This window comes from Streptomyces sp. NBC_00310 (genome assembly GCF_036208085.1).
Lineage (GTDB): Bacteria > Actinomycetota > Actinomycetes > Streptomycetales > Streptomycetaceae > Streptomyces.
Window position 1 is genome coordinate 4,776,483 of the sequence record NZ_CP130714.1, and the last position, 19,108, is coordinate 4,795,590.

Annotated in this window: 16 protein-coding genes and 1 pseudogene; 6 read left to right on the plus strand and 11 right to left on the minus strand. The window is 69.5% G+C overall.

The window, feature by feature from the left end; genetic code table 11:
• Window positions 1-116: 116 nt before the first annotated feature.
• Genes OG202_RS20805 through OG202_RS20815 form a run of 3 tightly spaced genes read right to left on the minus strand, consistent with a single transcriptional unit; the run spans window position 117 to window position 2,756 of the window.
• Complete coding sequence (locus OG202_RS20805; protein WP_327729298.1) at window positions 117-923, minus strand: energy-coupling factor ABC transporter ATP-binding protein; 807 nt, start codon at window positions 921-923, stop codon at window positions 117-119.
• Window positions 911-1,672, minus strand: a complete 762-nt coding sequence (cbiQ, locus tag OG202_RS20810) for a cobalt ECF transporter T component CbiQ (RefSeq protein WP_327729296.1) — start codon at window positions 1,670-1,672, stop codon at window positions 911-913. Before cbiQ ends, OG202_RS20805 begins: the two co-directional genes overlap by 13 nt.
• A 1-nt stretch (window position 1,673) precedes the next feature.
• The gene (locus OG202_RS20815) at window positions 1,674-2,756 is read right to left on the minus strand and encodes an energy-coupling factor ABC transporter permease (protein ID WP_328223289.1); all 1,083 of its coding nucleotides are present in this window, start codon (window positions 2,754-2,756) and stop codon (window positions 1,674-1,676) included.
• 369 nt (window positions 2,757-3,125) lie between these two features.
• On the opposite strand from OG202_RS20815, the gene OG202_RS20820 reads away from it, so the two are divergent.
• The gene (locus OG202_RS20820) at window positions 3,126-3,464 is read left to right on the plus strand and encodes an SsgA family sporulation/cell division regulator (RefSeq protein WP_326582189.1); all 339 of its coding nucleotides are present in this window, start codon (window positions 3,126-3,128) and stop codon (window positions 3,462-3,464) included.
• Window positions 3,465-3,550: 86 nt separating this feature from the next.
• Here the strand turns inward: OG202_RS20820 and OG202_RS20825 are convergent, their stop codons facing one another.
• Together OG202_RS20825 and OG202_RS20830 are read right to left on the minus strand one after the other, a co-directional pair.
• Entirely contained in the window at window positions 3,551-4,447 is an 897-nt protein-coding gene (locus tag OG202_RS20825) for an intradiol ring-cleavage dioxygenase (protein WP_327729292.1), read from the minus strand.
• 117 nt (window positions 4,448-4,564) lie between these two features.
• Window positions 4,565-4,792 carry a hypothetical protein gene (locus OG202_RS20830; RefSeq protein WP_326582187.1) on the minus strand — a complete coding sequence of 76 codons (228 nt, stop codon included), beginning with the start codon at window positions 4,790-4,792 and terminating at the stop codon, window positions 4,565-4,567.
• Window positions 4,793-4,940: 148 nt separating this feature from the next.
• Between OG202_RS20830 and OG202_RS20835 the strand changes: the two are divergent.
• The 3 genes and pseudogenes from OG202_RS20835 to OG202_RS20845 all read left to right on the plus strand — a co-directional run bounded on the left by OG202_RS20835 (window position 4,941) and on the right by OG202_RS20845 (window position 8,778).
• A pseudogene (locus tag OG202_RS20835) lies at window positions 4,941-5,269 on the plus strand (ATP-binding protein).
• 517 nt (window positions 5,270-5,786) lie between these two features.
• On the plus strand, window positions 5,787-7,613 hold the full coding sequence (locus tag OG202_RS20840; RefSeq protein ID WP_326582186.1) for a reverse transcriptase/maturase family protein: 1,827 nt from the start codon (window positions 5,787-5,789) through the stop codon (window positions 7,611-7,613).
• A 199-nt stretch (window positions 7,614-7,812) separates the two neighbouring features.
• Window positions 7,813-8,778, plus strand: a complete 966-nt coding sequence (locus OG202_RS20845) for a hypothetical protein (protein ID WP_327729291.1) — start codon at window positions 7,813-7,815, stop codon at window positions 8,776-8,778.
• A gap of 21 nt (window positions 8,779-8,799) precedes the next feature.
• On the opposite strand, the gene OG202_RS20850 is transcribed toward OG202_RS20845, so the two are convergent.
• Window positions 8,800-9,348, minus strand: coding sequence for a hypothetical protein (locus OG202_RS20850; protein WP_327729290.1), 549 nt, complete (start codon window positions 9,346-9,348; stop codon window positions 8,800-8,802).
• A 36-nt stretch (window positions 9,349-9,384) separates the two neighbouring features.
• Here OG202_RS20850 and OG202_RS20855 point away from each other — a divergent pair, with 36 nt between their 5' ends.
• The gene (locus OG202_RS20855; protein WP_327729288.1) at window positions 9,385-9,849 is read left to right on the plus strand and encodes a hypothetical protein; all 465 of its coding nucleotides are present in this window, start codon (window positions 9,385-9,387) and stop codon (window positions 9,847-9,849) included.
• A 10-nt stretch (window positions 9,850-9,859) separates the two neighbouring features.
• Here the strand turns inward: OG202_RS20855 and OG202_RS20860 are convergent, their stop codons facing one another.
• From OG202_RS20860 to OG202_RS20875, 4 genes are all read right to left on the minus strand, one after another.
• A complete protein-coding gene (locus OG202_RS20860; protein ID WP_326585786.1) occupies window positions 9,860-10,351 on the minus strand; it encodes a DinB family protein in 492 nt (163 codons plus the stop codon).
• A gap of 103 nt (window positions 10,352-10,454) precedes the next feature.
• Window positions 10,455-11,609: an epoxide hydrolase family protein gene (locus OG202_RS20865; RefSeq protein WP_328223290.1), complete on the minus strand. Its 1,155-nt coding sequence runs from the start codon at window positions 11,607-11,609 to the stop codon at window positions 10,455-10,457.
• Between the two features lie 250 nt (window positions 11,610-11,859).
• Window positions 11,860-14,115, minus strand: a complete 2,256-nt coding sequence (locus tag OG202_RS20870) for an MMPL family transporter (protein ID WP_327729286.1) — start codon at window positions 14,113-14,115, stop codon at window positions 11,860-11,862.
• Between the two features lie 207 nt (window positions 14,116-14,322).
• A complete protein-coding gene (locus tag OG202_RS20875; RefSeq protein ID WP_327729284.1) occupies window positions 14,323-14,922 on the minus strand; it encodes a TetR/AcrR family transcriptional regulator in 600 nt (199 codons plus the stop codon).
• Between the two features lie 202 nt (window positions 14,923-15,124).
• Between OG202_RS20875 and OG202_RS20880 the strand changes: the two genes are divergently transcribed.
• Complete coding sequence (locus tag OG202_RS20880) at window positions 15,125-18,670, plus strand: S41 family peptidase (RefSeq protein ID WP_327729283.1); 3,546 nt, start codon at window positions 15,125-15,127, stop codon at window positions 18,668-18,670.
• An 80-nt stretch (window positions 18,671-18,750) separates the two neighbouring features.
• On the opposite strand, the gene OG202_RS20885 is transcribed toward OG202_RS20880, so the two are convergent.
• Window positions 18,751-19,023, minus strand: a complete 273-nt coding sequence (locus OG202_RS20885; RefSeq protein ID WP_326582178.1) for a hypothetical protein — start codon at window positions 19,021-19,023, stop codon at window positions 18,751-18,753.
• Window positions 19,024-19,108: the final 85 nt, after the last annotated feature.

The following is a 19,108-nucleotide window of genomic DNA, read 5'->3' on the forward strand; positions in this document are numbered from 1 at the left end:
GGCCGGGGGCCGTAGCCCGTAGCCCCTGCTCTTGGGGGGCGCGGGGAACTGCGCGAGAAGCCCCACCGGACCCGCACCCGGCGAACAACCCGTACCCCCGAGCTCTATCCCGAGCCCTATCCCGCCCTCACCGCTCGCGGGTCGAACCCGAACGGCAGTTCAAGCCGATGCGCCCGCATCAGCTCGTCGTCGACGAGGAGTTCACCGGTCACCCCGTCCGCCGCGATGACCCCGTCGCTGAGGATCAGCGAGCGCGGGCACAGTTCGAGGGCGTACGGCAGGTCGTGCGTGACCATGAGGACGGTGACGTCCAACGACCGCAGGATGTCGGCGAGTTCGCGGCGCGAGGCGGGGTCGAGGTTGGAGGACGGCTCGTCGAGGACGAGGATCTCGGGCTCCATGGCGAGCACGGTGGCCACGGCCACCCGGCGCCGCTGCCCGAAGGAGAGATGGTGCGGCGGCCGTTCCTTGAACTCCGTCATGCCGACCTGCCCGAGGGCCTTGTCCACCCGGGCCTCCAGCTCGGCGCCCTTCATTCCCGCCGCGGCGGGCCCGAAGGCCACGTCCTCCCGCACGGTCGGCATGAACAACTGGTCGTCGGGGTCTTGGAAGACGATGCCGACCTTCCGCCGGATCTCGGCCATGTGCCGCTTGCCGACCGGCATCCCGGCGACGGTCACCGCGCCCGCGCCCCCGGTGAGGATGCCGTTGAGGTGCAGGACGAGGGTGGTCTTCCCGGCCCCGTTCGGCCCGAGCAGGGCGACCCTCTCCCCTCGCCCGACGGTGAAGTCGACGCCGAAGAGGGCCTGGTGGCCGTCGGGATAGGCGAAGGCCAGGCCGGCGACTTCGAGGGACGGGGGCACGGAGTCGAGGGACGGGGGCAGGAGATCCTCGGGATTCTTGGACGCGGTCACAGGCTCCATCCCAGCAGACATACGACGAGCGCGGCGACCGGGAGGGCGAAGGCGTACGACCACTGCGCCCGGGACGCGGTCACCTCGTCGATGACGGGCATGGTGCCCGCGTACCCCCGGCTGATCATGGCCAGATGGACCCGCTCGCCCCGCTCGTACGAGCGGATGAACAGCGCCCCGGCCGACGTGGCGAGCACCCCCCAGTGCCGTACGCCGCTCGCCTCGAACCCGCGCGACTCGCGCGCGATCCGCATCCGTCGCATCTCATCGGTGATCACATCGCCGTAGCGGATCATGAAGGACGCGATCTGGACGAGGAGCGGCGGCAGTTTGAGGCGCTGCAGCCCCAGGAGGAGTTCGCGGAGCTCGGTCGTGGACGCGAGGAGGACGGAGGCGGCGACGCCCAGCGTCCCCTTGGCGAGGACGTTCCAGGCACCCCAGAGCCCGCTGACGCTCAGCGACACCCCGAGGACCTCGACCCGCTCGCCCTGCGCCACGAACGGCATGAGCACGGCGAACGCGACGAACGGGATCTCGATCAGCAGCCGCCTCAGCAGGAACCCGGCGGGTACGCGGGCCACGTACGCGACCGCGCCGAGGAGCACCGCGTACAACCCGAACGCCCACATCGCCTCCCGTGGCGTCGACACCACGACGATCACGAAGGCGAAGACGGCCGCCAGTTTGGTGTGCGGCGGCAGGGCGTGCACGGGCGAGTGCGCGTGCCGGTAGAGCTTGTGTGCGTGACCCGCGCCCATGTCAGGCGTTCTCGGGCACGGAGGTGGGGGACGTGGCGTCGCCCTCGCCGGTACGCCGCCTGCGTACGGACCAGAAGACGCCCGTACCGGCGACGACCGTGACGCCGACGCCGATCACGCCCGCGAGACCGCCCGACATCCGGGCGTCGGTGAGGCCCTCGACGCCGTAGTCGGCGAGCGGGGAGTCGGCGGCGGCGTGGTCCTCGGCCTTGGCGTCGATGCCCTTGTCGGCGGCGACCTTCTCCAGCCCGTCGGGGCTTGCGGAGGCGTAGAAGCTGACGACACCGGCGAGGAGGAGGGAGACGCCGAGGCCGGCGAGGATCAGCCGGCGGGGCGACCGGGCGGCCACGGGTGCGGGCGTCGGCCCGGGTGCGGGCGTCGGCCCGGCCGCGGGCGCGTCGACCAGCTCGCCGTTGACACGCAGCTTCAGCGGGGCGGTCAGGCCCCGGGCACCATGGACGAGGTCCGGGCGTACGGCGATGACGGCACCGACGGTGGCGGCGGTGATCGCGGCCTCGCCGATGCCGATGAGGACGTGGACCCCGACCATGGCGGTGAGAACCGAGCCGATCGGCACGTCCGTGGTGCCGCCGATCGCGTAGACGAGGGTGAAGGCGGCGGCCGCGGCGGGCACGGAGACCAGGGCGGCGACGAAGGCGGAGACGGTGACGGAGCGCCGCTTCCTGGGGAGGACGGTGACGAGCCCGCGGAAGACCGCGTATCCGACGACGGAGGTGATGACCCCCATGATCGTGATGTTCACGCCGAGGGCGGTGAGGCCGCCGTCGGCGAAGAGGATGCCCTGCATCAGGAGCACCACGGACAGGCACAGGACCCCGGTACAGGGGCCCACGAGAATCGCGGCCAGGGCACCGCCGAGCAGATGTCCGCTGGTCCCGGCCGCGACCGGGAAGTTCAGCATCTGCACGGCGAAGATGAACGCGGCGACGAGCCCGGCGAGCGGCGCCGTCCGCTCGTCCAGCTCACGCCGGGCGCCACGCAGGCTCACGGCGACCGCACCGGCGGCGACGACTCCGGCGACCGCCGAGACGGGGGCGTTGATGAATCCGTCGGGGACGTGCATACGAGGGCTCGCTCTCCTGGTCGGGGGCCGGGCCACCGGGTGGGACGCACTGGCTGGGGGGTGGGGCGGGGGGTCTGCGGGTGGCTGGAACCTTACGATGATAGAGCCCTATTGCGAGTCTCTTGCAAGAGCGATGCGAGACTGATTAGCGAACGGCTCGCCGAACTCCGGGGGACGGACCCCCTCCCCCTCGGTTCCCGTGCGCCCTCGCGGGGTACTCAGGACCTTGCCGCCACGCCCTGACAGGGGCCTCCGGCACCCTCACAGGGCTTCCGGGGGCGCCGGGCGGAAAATATGCGACATTGGAGAGGCAGCGGACAGCGGATTCACAGCTTCTGCTTGCGTCACTCAGCGTTGAGGAGTTGCCCGATGTCTGTCACCGTCGAGCAGTACGCCCGGGCCCATGTCGTCACGGACTCCCCCGAGGACCGGGACACCGTGCCGGTCGTGCTCCGCTACGACCCCGACGCCTCCGCCGTCCGCGTGCGCCTGCCCGGCCCTGACGAGTGGACCTTCCCCCGCGACCTTCTCGAACGCGGCCTCCGCACCCCCACCACCTCCGGCCCCGTGAGCATCTGGCCCTGCGGCCGCGTCCAGGCCGTCATGGAGTTCCACTCCGCCCAGGGGGTGGCGGTGATGCAGTTCGACACGAAGGCGCTGATCCGCTTCCTGCGCCGGACGTACACGGCCACGCCGGTGGCGCACTGAGCGGAGGGGCACACGGCGCACCTCGGCCGAGCCGAGCCGGGCCGCGGAACCGGGGGCGGCTCCGGCTCCGCGGCCCGGCAGCCGCGTCACACCGGCACGGTGAGGGTGGCCGTGTAGCCCTTGTCAGTGCTGCCCTCGGTGGTGGCGAGCTGTTGGTCGTAGCCGTCGCTGAAGATCATGTCGCTCTCCAGGGAGAGCTGGCTGAGGTTCTCGACGCTCTGGCTGTAACCGTCCGTCGCGTACACGGTGTCGCAGACGTCCTTGGGGAAGGCGAGCTGCGAGGTGGCGGCGACGTCCTGGCCGCCGGTGGCGTCGTCGAGGCTGTCGTAGACCTCGAAGTGGATGTGCGGCCAGCGGCCCGTGTAGCAGGCCGGGAAGATCGACGTGAAGGTGACCTGGCCCTTGTCGTCGGTCTCCTGGACGCCGCGCAGATAGTTCTCCTCGGTGACGCCGTCGGTGTAGAGGGAGTACCTGCCCTCCCGGTCGCAGTGCCACAGGTAGACGGCCGCGCCCTCCTTCGGGGTGTCGCAGCCGGAGGCCTGGTCGACGACCGTCAGCGTGATCGTCAGCGGGATGCCTTCGGCGACACCGTCGGCCGAGCCGAAGCTCTTGGTGATGTCCCGCCGGACGACACCGCTCTCCTTGAGGACGTTCGGGCCGTTCGAGCCGTCACCGGGGTACGGGCCGGCCGTCTCTTCCGGGATGACCTCGCAGTCCGAGCCGGAGGAGTTGCCCGAGGACGAGGAGGAGGACGAGCCGGAGGAGGACGAGTCCGACGCGGCGCCGTTGCCGGAGTCGTCCGAGGAACAGGCCGCCACCAGCGGGACCATGCTCGCGCCGGCCAGCAGTCTGATCATGCGGCGGCGGGCGAACACGGGGAGGTCGTAGGAGAGCCCTCTGTCGAACTCGTCGTCGTGGTGGTGGCCGTGGCTGTGGCCGTTGCCGCTGCTGCTGTTGCCGCCGCTGTTGCTCGCTGTGCTCATGATGCCGACCGCGCTTTCGGAAATGTCCCGTCATGGAATGCCCGGATGCTATGAGCGATTGCTGTGTGCTTCCCAGGTGTCCGCCATGGACACCTTCTCAGGCGGCGCGGACCTACGTCACCGTGCGGCCGACAGCATCACGAGCGCGAACAGCACGACAGGCGCCACGATCATGGCGGTCAGGTGGACGACCAGCGTCCGCGTCATCCCCAGCACCGGGAAGAGAACCAGCCCGCTCAGGAGCCAGTAGCCGTAGATCCGGCCCGCGAGATGCCAGGCCTGGGTTTCCTCCTCGCTGGTGGTGGGCTCCACGAACCACACCCCGACCGCCACCAGAAGGAGCACGCAGCACAGGAGGAGGTCCCCTGCCCCCACGCCGACCGCGACCCGCGTGTCGGCGCTGCGTATCCGTCTTCGGAGTCGTATCGCGCGGATCATCGGGTGGTCAGTCCCCCTGTGATGTGGACGACGTGCCGCAACTGTCCAACTCGACATCCCCATAGGCAACTTCAGCATACTCCCGTCCCCCACACCACGCGGCGCCCGCCTGGCTCGCCCTGGACCCGGTGCGGGCACGTCGTCGCGGAACTCGCGGCCAACACGGCGACCCACGCCCGCGTGGCCGGCCGCGACTTCCGCCTCACCCTCTACGTCATCGGCGACACGCTCCGCATCGAAGCCACCGACACCCGCCCCCAACACCCCGCCCCCGACCACGAGTCCGGCCGAGGCCTCCTCCTAGTCACCGCACTGGCGGACCGCTGGGGCGTGGCGGAGGGACCGAAGCCGCGGAAGACGGTGTGGGCGGAGTGCGCCTTGTAAGCGCCTGTTTGTATCCCCGGTAAAGCCGGGAGGGATTTGGAGGATATTCCTGGGTCCGATGACTTACCTGGAGCCGAAAGGTGAAGGGGACCACAGCATGTCAGGAAAGCCGGGGCCGGGTTCAAGTGCCTGAGACGGTGCCCAGCGGGACCCGCGCAATATGGCGAAAGCTGGATTGCCTGAATCCCAATCTCCAGTCGACTAAAAGACGAGTCCACCGGAATGGCATTGATACCGGTGTCGTCGCCTGTGCCGCTGTCTTCTGCCCATCGGCACACCTCCGGGCGGCGAAGCGATACCCAATGAGGGTATTCAAGGAGATGAGTGGGACGCCTACGTTGCGCTATCACGTACGACCAGGACGAACAAGGGATCACCTAAAGGACGCGAGTCCCATGGTGACGGAGTGCCCGTAGTAGTCGCAGGGGTAACGGCCTGCCAAGGAGGACGGGAAAGCCGTCCGCAGGGCGAAGGGGCACAGGTGACCGGATGGAGACGAGACCGGGAGGTATGCGTAATGCAGAACGCTGAAACGGTACTTGCTGTCCTCCGTGAACGAGGCAGACGGAATCTGCCGTGCAATGAACTGTATCGACAACTGTTCAACCCGCAGCTGTATCTCATGGCCTACGGACGTATCTACTCCAACCAGGGAGCGATGACGGCCGGGGCAACAGGGGAAACCGCCGACGGAATGTCCATGGAGAAGATCGGCCGCATCATCGATGCGCTGCGCCACGAGCGCTACCGATTCGATCCGGTGCGACGGGTCCACATCCCGAAGAAGAACGGGAAGACCCGCCCGCTGGGCCTGCCGTCCTGGTCGGACAAGCTGGTCGGCGAGGTGATGCGGCTCCTGCTGGAGGCGTACTACGAGCCGACCTTCTCCGACCGGTCCCACGGTTTCCGTCCCCGCCGGGGCTGCCACACCGCCCTCGGCGAAGTGGTTCGCACCTGGACCGGGACAGCCTGGTTCGTGGAAGGAGACATCGCCCAGTGTTTCGACCGCCTCGACCATCAGGTCATGCTCGACACCCTGGGCGAGAAAATCCGCGACAACCGGTTCCTTCGGCTGGTGCGCAACATGCTGGGCGCCGGATACCTGGAGGACTGGAAATGGAACACCACGCTCAGCGGCGCACCGCAGGGCGGCGTTCTTTCTCCTCTCCTGTCCAACATCTACCTGCACCGGCTGGACACGTTCATCGAAACAGTTCTCATTCCGGAATACACCCGAGGAAAACTCCGGGCACGCAACCTGGAGTACAAGCGGGTGCTCTGGGCGCTCACCAGCGCACGCAACCGCAAGGACCACGCTCAAGCGCGGAAACTGCGGCAGCAGCTGCACCGCCTTCCCAGTCAGGATATGAACGACCCTGACTACAGGCGGCTGCGGTATGTGCGTTACGCCGACGACACCCTCCTCGGGTTCGCAGGACCACGAGCCGAAGCCGAGCAGATCAAACAGCGCATCGCGACGTTCCTGCGTGACGACCTCAAACTCGAACTCTCGCAAGAAAAGACGCTGATCACGCACGCCCGAACCGGCAAGGCGAGATTTCTCGGCTACGACATCACGGTGCGGCACGAAAACCGCAGACTGAAGCGCTTCGCCACCGACCGGCGCAACCGCCGCACGGTGAACGGAGCCATCGCCCTGCACGTGCCGAAAGACGTGATCAAGGCTCACAGCACGCCGTATCTCAAGGGCGGCAAACCCGCCCGCCGGCCCCACCTGACACACGCCGACGACCACACCATCGTCAACCTCTACGGGGCCCGATACCGCGGCATCGTCCAGTACTACCTGCTGGCCGGCGACGTCTTTCGACTGAACCGGTTGCACTGGGTCATGCAGACCTCCCTGCTGCACACCCTGGCGAACAAGCACCGCTCGACCGTGTCGAAGACGGCCCGCACGTACAAGGCCACCATCGACACACCAGCCGGGCGGCGCACCTGTCTCCAGGTCAGCACGGAGCGAGGACCTGGCAGGAAACCACTGGTCGCACGGTTCGGCGGCATTCCACTGCAACGGCAGAAAACAGCGGTCCTCCTCGACCGCGAACCCTCCTGGGCCTCCCACCGACGCAAGGAACTGATCGGACGGTTCCTCGCCCGGTGGTGCGAGCTGTGCGGACGACCCGGCAACGTCCAGGTCCACCAGATCCGCAGGCTCGCCGACCTCGGGAAACCAGGAGAACAACAGCCCGACTGGGCCGCCCTCATGATCAAGCGACGCCGCAAGACACTGGTGGTCTGCGCACGTTGCCATGAGGACATCCACGCCGGGCAACCCACTGCCTCACACGGTGAAGATCACTGGAGAGCCCGCTGCGGTTAACGTCGCACGGCGGGTTCGGGAGGAGGCCGCCGGGAAAAGGAACAGCTCCGCTGTCACCTCGCCCGGCGGCCCACCTCACGGTAAGCACGAGAGCGCCTATCACCCCTGCGGGTGAATACTCCCAACTCCGCCAGGTCTGAGCATAGTTGTCCGTCATATGCTCACACCCAAGAGTGACGAAAGGACCGGACACCACCCGATGGTCAGTTCCCCCCACGAAGCCATGCACCGGATCTTCCAACAGGACCCCGGTGTCTTCGCCCGCGCCGTACGAGCACTCGGCATCCCCTTCGACGATCCGGTCTCGGCCACGCCGTTCCCCACCGACCTGACGGAGAACCGTCCGCTGGAACGGCGGGTGGACACGCTGCTGAGTATCGAGACGAAGAAGGGCAAGTTCCTTCTGGCCGTCGAGGCCCAGGGAAAGAAAGTCCCCGAGAAGCCCAGGAACTGGGCCTACTACGTGGCGCACCTGCACGCGAAGTACCAGATGCCCGCCGTTCTCCTCGTGGTGTGCGACAGCCGGAGCACAGCCGCCTGGGCGTCCGAGGCCGTGGACTTCGGCCCACCCGAGTGGCCTTCCCTCACACTGCGCCCTCTGGTCCTGGGGCCGGACAACGTGCCGGTCATCGACGACCCGGTCCAGGCTCGCCGCGACATCCCACTGACCGTTCTGTCCGCTGTCCTTCACCGCCGCGACCCATGCGCCGGTGCCATACTCAAAGTACTGGTAGACGCTCTGAAGGGCCTCGAAGCCCGCGACCCCGACACCGCGACGATCTTCGTAGAACTGACATCTCAGGGGCTGGGCGAAACCTCGGCCGCCGCTACCTGGAGGGACCTCATGACCGACCTCTCGTTCTTCACGTCGCCGATCTCCGAGGAAATCCGGGCGGAGGGGAGGGCGCAGGGCGTCGCGCAGGGTGTCGCGCAGGGCGTCGCACAAGGGGTCGCGCAGGGCGTGGCCAAAGGGTTGACCGAGGCAAAGATCGAGGACATCCTGCTGCTCCTCGACGGCCGCGACGTGCACGTGTCCGATGCCGATCGCGACCGCATCACCTCCTGCCACGACCTCGACACCCTCAACCGCTGGTTCACCCGCGCGATCAGGGCCACCTCCGTCACCGAGGTGTTCGGCGAGGACCGAGCCGACACCGGGGAGTGACCCCTGCCTCGGTGCTGGTGGTCAACGGCCCCGTCGCCGTCGGCGTTCCTTGGTCAGGCGCACGGCCCAGCTTCCGATGATCAGGAACCCGGCGTAGATCGCGCTCTGGACCCAGGTGAAGGGTGGGCTCCGCAGTTGGCCCACGAGCCAGATGAGCACCAGGTAGACGGTCCAGTAGCTGAGCCAGAGCAGGCCCTCGAACCAGACCGGCAGGGTGCCGTCCCGGACGGGCGGCTGGGGAGGGTCCCAGCGAAAGCCTCCGTTGCGTGCGTAGTGGGCCTGACGGCGGCGTTCGACGCGGCAGACGAGCCACACGAAGAGCCCCAAACCCACCCCGGGCAGGGCCGCCTGAAGGAGAAGCACGGGGTCGTGGAAGGCGGACACTCCGGAGGCGACCAGCAGGCCGAAGGTGACGCCGAAGAGCAGGCCCGTGCCCACCGGGTGCCGGGCCACGAAGACCTGGACCTTCGGGGGAGGCTCCGCACCGCCGTGGCGCCGGTCGAAGTCCAGAAAGGCCCGCCGCAGTCTCTCCACCCACGCCTCCCACAGCCCCGCCTGCCGGCGCCCCACCTGTCGCCGTCCATCCCCGCGTGATCAGCTTGGACCGTGGAGACCATCATCGCCAGTGGCATAGCCGTACTCGGCACACTCCTCGGCTCGGGTCTGACGCTCGCCTTCCAGCAGCGCACCACGGACCGGAGCCACGAGTTCGCCCGCCGGGAGAGGCTTCGCCAAGAGCGCCTCGACGCCTACTCCACGTACGCCGGCGCGCTGATCAACTACCGCCGTTGCCTCGTCCACCTGTGGTTCTGCGAGCGTGAACAGCCGCCCCCGGAGGACCCCGACACGGTCCGCGTGCGCGCGTACGACCTGCGCTCCGGCGCGCAGGAGGCCTTGTTCCGCGTGCAGATGCTCACGGACGACGAAGCCCTGAGCCTGGCCGCGGAGACCGTCCTCGCCGATGTCACCGCCGTCCACAAGGCCGACAGCAGGCCGGAGTTCGACGAGCGCCGCGTACGGACCCGGGACGGGATCGCCCGCCTGATCAGAACGGCCAAGCAGCACTTCTGAGGCCGCGTACTCACGCCCCCACCGTCCCGTCCACCCCCTCCCGCAGAAAGTCCGCGTGACCGTTGTGGCGGCCGTACTCCAGCAGCACGTGAACCATGACCATCCGCAGCGAGACCTCCTCGCCCCACCTGGGCTGGTAACCGGCGAGGTCCAGGGACTCCGCCTCCCGTTCGATACGGCGCGAGGTCTCCACCTCCGCCTCCCACGCCCCGAACGCCTCCGTCCGCGTCGAGGCGCTCGCGTCGTACGCCGCCTGGAAGTCGATCTCCTTCGACCACACCATGGGGGCGTCGTGATCCTCGAAGGCCCGGCGGAACCAGGCCCGTTCCACCTCCGCCATGTGTCGCACGAGGCCCAGCAGAGAGAGGGCCGACGGGGGCATCGACCGGCTGCGCAGCTCCTCGTCCGAGAGGCCAGCGCACTTCATGGCGAGCGTCGCGCGGTGATAGTCGAGGAAGGCGCGGAGCGTCTCGCGTTCGGTACCGAAGTGGGGCGGCCCCATGCGGTTGTCACCGCGGTCGCCGCGGTCGCCGCCCTCACCGGTCACATCAGCCACATCGGTCTCATCTCATCGGTCGCATCGGTCACCGGTCATGCCCTCGCAGTCAGAGAATCCTGTCGAAGAAGACGCGGATGTCGGTCGCCAGTGCCACCGGCTCGTCCATCCCCACGAAGTGGCTCCCCGGGTTCGACTCCGGCCAGTGCACGATCCGATTGTCGCGTTCGGCGAGGCGGCGGATCGCGGGCGGGCCGCAGTACACGCCCGTCGGGGCGTGCTTCTGCCCCTCCGGCCACGCGAACTCCCGGCGGTTGTACATGAACCAGGACGACGTGCCGGAGGTGCCCGTCAGCCAGTAGAGCGCGACGTTCGTGAGGAACAGGTCACGGTCACGGTCGCGGTCGTGGTCGTGGTCACGGATGCCGAAGTCCTCGAACTTCTGCATCATCCAGGCGAGTTGGGCCACCGGCGAGTCGTTCCAGGCGTACGCGAAGGTCTGCGGGGCGAAGCGGAGGAGGGTGTGGTGGTCGACGCCGCCGACCGACCACTGCTTGATCATCTCGTGGTGGGCCCGCTCGGCGTCGGTCAGTTCGGGGACGTCCCTCTCCGTGGGGAAGCCGAAGCCACCGTTGATGTGGACGCCGACGACATGCGAGGGGGCCGTACGGGCCACCGCCGGCGCCAGGTACGCGCCCAGGTCGCCGCCCTGAACGCCGTAGCGGTCGTAGCCGAGGCGGCGCATCAACTCGGCCCACATGCGCGCCACGTCGTCGATGCCGAAGCCCTCCTCCCTCGGCCCCTCGGAGAAGGCGAAGCCGGGGACGGACGGGGCCACGACATGGAACCCGCGCTCCGTCAGCGGACCGATCAGACGCGTGAACTCGACGACCGAGTGGGGCCAGCCGTGAGAAAGCAGGAGAGGGACGGCGTCGGGCCGGGGCGAGCGCACATGGAGGAAGTGCACGTCCAGGCCGTCGATCTCGGTCAGGAACTGGAAGAACGCGTTGAGGCGGCGTTCCTGGGCCCGCCAGTCGTACGTCGTGCGCCAGTACTCGGCCAGCTCCCGCACCGCCGCCACCGGCGCGCCCCTGCCGAAGCCGTTCCCCTCGCCCGGCAGCTCTCGAGGCCAGCGCGTACGCGCCAACCGGTCCTCCAGGTCGTCCAGTTCGGCCTGCTGGATGTCGATGCGGAAGGGACGGATCTCGGTGTCGGTGTCGGTGTCGGTGTCGGTGTCGGTGTCGGTGTCGGTGTCGGTGTCCATGGTCGGTCGCTCCGGTTCCGGTGGGTGACGCGTACGACCACGCTAGGAACCGTATAGGCCGGATCTTGTCCGCTATGCCGCCTGTCCTCTATGCCCAGGCCCAGCCACCCGGCGGACCCCGGGAACGCGGAAGCCGGTGAGGGCACCCGTCCCCACGGGCCCTCACCGGCGGTCCTGCGCGGCAGCCGGTCCTGCTCAGGCAGGCCGATCCCGCACGGCAGCCGATCCCGCTCGGCAGCCGTCCGTCGCGTCAGGCGCGGACCAGCTCCCTGTCCTCGTCGTCCTCGGCCGACTTCTTCGCCGCGTCGTCGTGGGCCCGCAGGCCCTCACCCTCGACGTCGACGTTCGGCAGCGCGCGGTCGAGCCACTTCGGCAGCCACCAGGCCTTGTCGCCCAGGAGGGCGAGGACGGCCGGGACGATGGCCATACGGACGACGAACGCGTCGAAGAGGACGGCGATGGCGAGGCCGAAGCCGATCATCTTGATCATCGACTCGCCCGAGCCGATGAAGCCGGCGAAGACGGCCATCATGATCGCCGCGGCGGCCGCGACCACCCGGGCGCTGTACTTGAAGCCGGTCACCACGGCCTGGTTCGGGTTCTCGCCGTGGACGTAGGCCTCGCGTATGCGGGTCACGAGGAACACCTCGTAGTCCATGGCCAGGCCGAAGACCACGCCCACCATGAAGATCGGCATCATCGACATGATCGGGCCGGTCTCCTCGACGCCGATGAGCCCCGCCAGCCAGCCCCACTGGAAGACCGCGACCACGGCGCCGAGCGCGGCCAGCACGCTGAGCAGGAAGCCGAGGGCCGCCTTCAGCGGAACCAGGATCGACCGGAAGATCACGATCAGCAGGAGGAAGGCGAGGCCCACCACCAGCGCCAGGTACGGGAGCAGCGCGTCGGTGAGCTTCTGCGAGAAGTCGATGTTCATCGCCGTGGCGCCGGTGACCAGCACCTTCGCGTCCGTGTCCGCCGTCACGCCGGCGCCCTCGTCACGGATGGCGTGCACCAGGTCCTCGGTCTGCGTGGAGGACGGCTTGGAGTTCGGGATCACCGTGATCATCGCGGTGTCGCCGGCCTTGTTGAACGTCGCGGGGGTCACCGTGACGACGTCCTTGAGACCCTTGATCCCGTCCGTCACCGCGGTGGCGGCCTCCTGCGGGGACGCGCTGTCCTTGGCGTCGACGACGACCATCAGGGGGCCGTTGAAGCCGGGCCCGAAGCCCTCGGACAGCAGGTCGTACGCCCGGCGCTGCGTGGTGGACGTCGGCTGCGAGCCGTCGTCGGGCAGGCCCAGCTCCAGCTGGGTGGCAGGGACCGCGATCGCGCCCAGGCCGACCACGCCGAACAGCAGCACGGCGACCGGACGACGGACGACGAAGCTCGCCCAACGGGTGCCCATGCTGGGCTTGACCACGGCGGATTCCTTGCCGGAATCCGTGGCGGAGCCCTTCGCCTTGCGGCGTCCGAGCAGCTTGCCCTTCTCACCGGCCGGCCGGACCCTGCGGCCCGCGTAGCCGAGCAGCGCCGGGACCATGGTGAGGGCGATGAGGACCGCGATGACGACCGTGCCCGCCGCCGCGAGCCCCATCTTGGTCAGCATCGGGACGTTGACGACCGCGAGACCGGCCAGCGCGATCACGACCGTGAGGCCCGCGAAGACCACCGCCGAGCCGGCGGTGCCGACGGCCCGGCCGACCGCTTCCTCGCGTTCCCGGCCCTCGGCCAGTTCGGACCGGTAGCGGGAGACGATGAAGAGCGCGTAGTCGATACCGACCGCGAGACCGATCATCAGGGCGAGGGTGGAGGTGGTGTCGCCGAGGTCGAGCGCGTCGGCGAGGGCGGTGATGGTGGAGACGCCGATGCCGACGCCGATGATCGCCGTCAGCAGCGGCAGCCCGGCCGCGACGAGCGAGCCCAGGGTGACGACGAGGACGACCGCGGCCAGGGCGAGGCCGATGATCTCGCCGGTGGCCGCCGTCTCGGGCTCGGCCTGCAGGGCGTCACCGCCCATCTCGACGGTCAGCCCGGCGTCCTGCGCCTTGTGCGCGGCGGTCTCCAGAGCCTTCTTGGAGGAGTCCTTCAGCTCCATGCCCGGGACCTTGTACGTGACCGAGGCGTAGGCGACCGTCCCGTCCCTGCTGACCGCCCTGGTGGTGAACGGGTCGCTGACGGAGACGACTTCGGAGCCGTCGCCCAGTTCCTCGACGGTCTTCTCGACGGTCGCCTTGTTCGCGGCGTCGGTCATCTTCTCGCCGTCGGGCGCTTTGAAGACGACCCGGGCGGTGCCGCCGTCGGCGCTCATGCCGGGATAGCGCTGTTCCAGCAGGTCGAAGGCCTTCTGGGCCTCGGTCCCCGGGATGGAGAAGGAGGACGAGCCGGCGGCGGGCGCGGAGGCGGCGCCGACGCCCGCGAGCGTCAGCAGTGCCACCCAGAGCAGGGCTACGAAGTGTCGTCGCCGGAAGGCGAGTCGACCGAGTTTGTAGAGGAATGTGGCCACGGGGCGGTACTCCCGTTCAGGTCGTGGAGGTGCAGAGGGCAGGACGGATCAGCCCGTGCCGCGGGGAGGGAGGAGGCAGGGCGAGGCAAGGCAGGGGTGATCGGCCCGACGACATGAGCGGGTGGCGTCAGGTGGTGCTCAGCCGCACGTCGGGCGGCTGTCGCACAGGTGGGTCAGTGGGGTGCCGGTGGGGGTGTCAGTGGTGGGTCAGCCGATCGGTACACCGAGGGCGGGGAGGACCACGGCGTCGATGTACGAGACGAGGAAGGCCTGGGTCGGCGGCAGCTCTTCGAGCAGCGTCCGGGTGACGAAGGCGCCGAGCATCATGTGCATCACGAACTCGAGCGCGGGGTTGTCCGGCCGGACCTCACCGCGGTCGACCGCGCGCTGCAGCACCCGCTGGAACTCCGCCATCTCCGGTTCGACGAGGAACTCGCGGAACGCCCCGAGCAGTTCGGGGTTGGTGTGCACCGCCATGGCCAGACCACGCATCAGCGCGGAGCTCTGTTCCATGGCGCAGTCGTCCTCGCGTCGCACCAGGGCGTGGAAGTCGCCGCGCAGGGATCCGGTGTCGACGCCGGTCCAGGTCATCGACTTCTCCTGCCGGATCGCCTTCGCGACCAGCTCGGCCTTGCCGCCCCACTGGCGGTAGAGGGTGGCCTTGCTGGAGCGGGTGCGAGCGGCCACGGCGTCCATGGTGAGGGCGTCGTAGCCGACCTCCCGGAGCAGGTCGAGCACGGCCGCGTAGAGCTCGGCCTCGCGCTCGGGCGTGATCCGACTGCGGCGCACCGTCGTGGTCTCAGTCATCCCACTCCCCTTGCTCCGGCTGCACGTTCGAGACGACAAGGCTACCGGCCGCACGGCATGGCACGGGCCGGACACACCGCCTCTCGAACGAAACGGTTTCGTACGCTTAAGACGATATACCGAGAGCTGAAGAAAACGAAACGGTTTCGTTCGTGTCGTGGGTCACGCGGTGAAGTTGCCGGGGCCTCCCGAGAGGAAAAGCATGGGAGAGGTGAGCGACACCTACGAGCAAGGGACAGGCCGGGAGCAGGGGACGGGCCGGGAGCAAGGGACGGGCCGGGACACCGGCTACCTCCGCTTCCCCCACCTCAACGGCGACCGGCTCTGCTTCGTGGCCGAGGACGACCTGTGGCTGGCCCCTCTCGACGGCTCGGACCGCGCCTGGCGGCTCACCGTCGACCGTACGAAGGTCAGCACGCCCCGTTTCTCGCCCGACGGCCGGCACATCGCGTACACGAGCTGGCGGAGCATCCTCCCGGAGATCCATCTGACGCCGGTGGACGGCGGGGCACCCGCACGCCGGCTCACCCACTGGGGCAGCCCCGACACCGAGGTCCGCGGCTGGACGCCCCCGACCCCCGACACCGGGGGCCGCTCGGACATCCTGGCCGTCGCCTCCCACGGCGAGCCGTTCTCGTACTTCACCTGGGCCTACAAGGTGCGCACGGACGGCGACCCCGGCCGCAAGCTCCCCTGGGGCCCGGTCTCCGACATCCAGTGCGCCGAGATCGACGGCGAGCGCCGCACCCTGCTGCTCACCGGGACGCCCCCGCACGAACCGGCGTCCTGGAAGCGCTACCGGGGCGGAGCCATGGGCCGCCTCTGGCTGCACGGCGAGCGGCTGCTGGCCGACCTCGACGGGCACCTCCACTCGCCCATGTTCGTCGGCGGCCGGATCGCCTTCCTCTCCGACCACGAGGGCATCGGCAACCTCTACTCCTGCGCGTACGACGGCTCCGACCTGCGCCGCCACACCGACCACGACTCCTTCTACGCCCGGCACGCGGCCAGCGACGGCACCCGGGTGGTCTACCAGTGCGCCGGCGACCTGTGGCTCGTCGACGACCTCGCCGCCGACGCCGTCCCCCGCCGCCTCGACATCCGGCTCGGCGGGGCGCTCACCGGGCGGCGGCGATACCAGGTGCCGGCCGCCCAGCACGTCGACGGCATCTCCGTGGACGAGACGGGCCGGGCGAGCGCGGTCGTCGTACGCGGCAGCCTGTACTGGCTGACCCACCGCGACGGCCCCGCCCGGACCATCGCCGACACCCCCGGCGTACGCGTCCGGCTGCCCGAGATGCTCGGCTCCGGCGGCCAGGTGGCGTACGTGACGGACGCGGACGGCGAGGACGCGATCGAGATCGCCTACCTCCCCCGGGCCACCGGAGACCGCGAGCCCCGCCGCCTCGCCTCCGGCGGCCTGGGCCGCGTCCTGGAACTGGTGTCCGACCCACGCGGCGAACGCCTGGCCATCGCCGCCGACGACGGCCGCGTCCTCCTCCTCACAGTGTCCGAGGCGTCGGACGCGTCCGAGGCATCCGAGGCCCCCGATGCGTTCGACGTGTCCGATGCGTTCGACGCGTCCGGCAAAGCGGCTGCCGACGCGGGCTCCGAGGAATCGAGCGGCGAGGTCACCGAGCTCATCACATCCCTCAACGGCCCCGTCCGCGACCTCGCCTTCTCACCCGACGGCGCCTGGCTGACCTGGTCCCACCCGGGCATCGGCCGCACCCTCCGCCAGATCAAGATGGCCCGCATAAAGGACCGGATCGTCGTCGACGTCACCAACGGCCGCTTCGAGGACGAGAACCCCGTGTTCACGCGCGACGGCCGCTACCTCGCCTTCCTGTCCTGGCGCGGCTTCGACCCGGTCTACGACGTCCACACCGGCGACCTGTCCTTCCCGCTCGGCTGCCGCCCCTACTTGGTCCCGCTCTCCTCCGCCACGCCCTCCCCCTTCGCCCTGAACCCCGACGGCCGCCCGGTCGCCGGGGGCATGGACCCGACCGAGGACGAGGACACCGGCGGAACGGTGACCGTCGAGACCGAGGGCCTGGAGAACCGCGTCACGCCCTTCCCCGTCACCGCCTCCAAGTACTCGGCGCTGCACCCCGTCGCGGGCGGCGGCCTGGTCTGGCTCCGCTGGCCCATCTCGGGCGCCCTGGGCGAGACCTTCGCCAACCCGGACGACATGACCGGCCGCCCGACCCTCGAATACTTCAACATCAGCAAGGCCAAGAAGTCCGAACTCGTCGACCATCTGGACTGGTTCGCGGTCAGCGGCGACGGCTCGCGGCTCGTGGTCGTCGACGAGGGCGACCTGCGGGCCGTCCCCTCCACCGAGTCCGGCGACAGCGACTCGACCGTCTGGATCGACCTCCGGCGCATCCTGCACGAGGTCGACCCGGCCGCGGAGTGGCGCCAGTCGTACGCGGAGGCCGGCCGCCTCATCCGCGCGTACTTCTGGGACCCGAAGATGAGCGGCATCGACTGGGACGGCGTCCTCGACCAGTACCGCCCGCTGGTCGAACGGGTCGCGTCCCCCGACGAGTTCGCGGACCTGCTGAGGGAGGTCCTGGGCGAACTGGGCACCTCCCACGCCTACGTCTCCGCCGCGCGCCGCAACGAGGGCCCACCCCACTACCAGCGCCGCCAGGGCCTCCTGGGCGCCAACTTCGTCCGCCGGGACGACGACTGGACGATCCGCCGCATCCTCCCCGGCGACTCGTCCGACTCCAAGGCCCGCTCCCCCCTGGCCGGCACGGGCATCCGGGAGGGCTCGGCCCTGACCCACGTCGACGGCCGCCCGGTGGACCCGACGACGGGCCCGTACCCCCTGCTCGCGGGCGCGGGCGGCTCGACCGTCGAACTGACCTTCGCCCAGCCCGTCGCCCACCACCCTTCCGAGGAAGCTTCCTCGGAAGGCCCTTCGGGCCTCTCCGACGCGGAGGGCGCGGGCCGCTCCGACGCGGAAGGCGCAGGCCGCTCCACCACGGAAGGCGCAGGCCGCTCCCGCCGCGTCGCCGTGGTCCCCCTCATCGACGAACGCCCCCTCCGCTACCAGGACTGGGTCGCCAAACGCCGCGAGGTCGTCCGCGAGTTGAGCGGCGGCCACTGCGGCTACCTCCACATCCCGGACATGGGCGGCTCCGGCTGGGCCCAGTTCAACCGCGACCTGCGCATGGAGGTGTCCCGGCCCGCCCTGATCGTCGACGTGCGCGGCAACGCTGGCGGCCACATCAGCGAACTGGTCGTCGAGAAACTCACCCGCACGATCCTCGGCTGGGACCTGACCCGAAACGCCCAGCCGGTGTCGTACGCGTCGAGCGCCCCCCGCGGCCCTGTGGTGGCCCTGGCCGACGAAGCGACCTCGTCCGACGGCGACATGATCACCGCCGCCTTCAAGCTCCTCAAGCTCGGCCCCGTCGTCGGCCTGCGCACCTGGGGCGGCGTCGTCGGCATGACCGGCCGCCACCAACTCGGCGACGGCACGGTCATCACCGTCCCCATGAACGCCGCCTGGTTCGACGCGTACGGCTGGACCATCGAGAACCGAGGCGTCACCCCGGACCTGGAAGTCCTCCGCACCCCCCTCGACTGGGCCGAGGGCCGCAACACCCAACTGGACGCGGCGGTGTCCCTGGCCCTGGACCTCCTGAAGTCCCACCCCCCGGCGGACCCCCCGGACTACACGAACACCCCGAACAGATCCCGCCCGAAGCTACCGCGACGCCAGCAAGCCCCGTAGGGGCGGCGAACACAAACGCAGGGCGCCCTCCTGAAAAGGAGGGCGCCCCACGTCACGCACGACCGAAGCCGAGCCGGCACCTACCCCTCGTAGTCCTGCCGGAACCGGTCTTCCTCGTCCCGCATCAGCCGCTCGGACTCCTCGTCCCGTCGCGGCGCACCACGCTCCGGCTGCCCGTGCTGCGGCTGACGCTCACGCTGCGGCTGCCCGTGCTCGCGCCCGTTGTCACGCTCGCGCTCACGCTCACCAGGCCGCTGAGCCCGCTGGTGCTCCTCCGGCGACTGGCCGGCCTTGCGCTTGGCCTGCTGCTTCAGCTGCTCAGCCTTGTCCTGGAACTGGTCCTTCATGCCCATGTGGATTCACTCCCGTAGTGGGTGAGGGGATCGGGCCTCGACCAGACAAACACGCGCCGACATCCCACGCATTTCGATCAGTAAC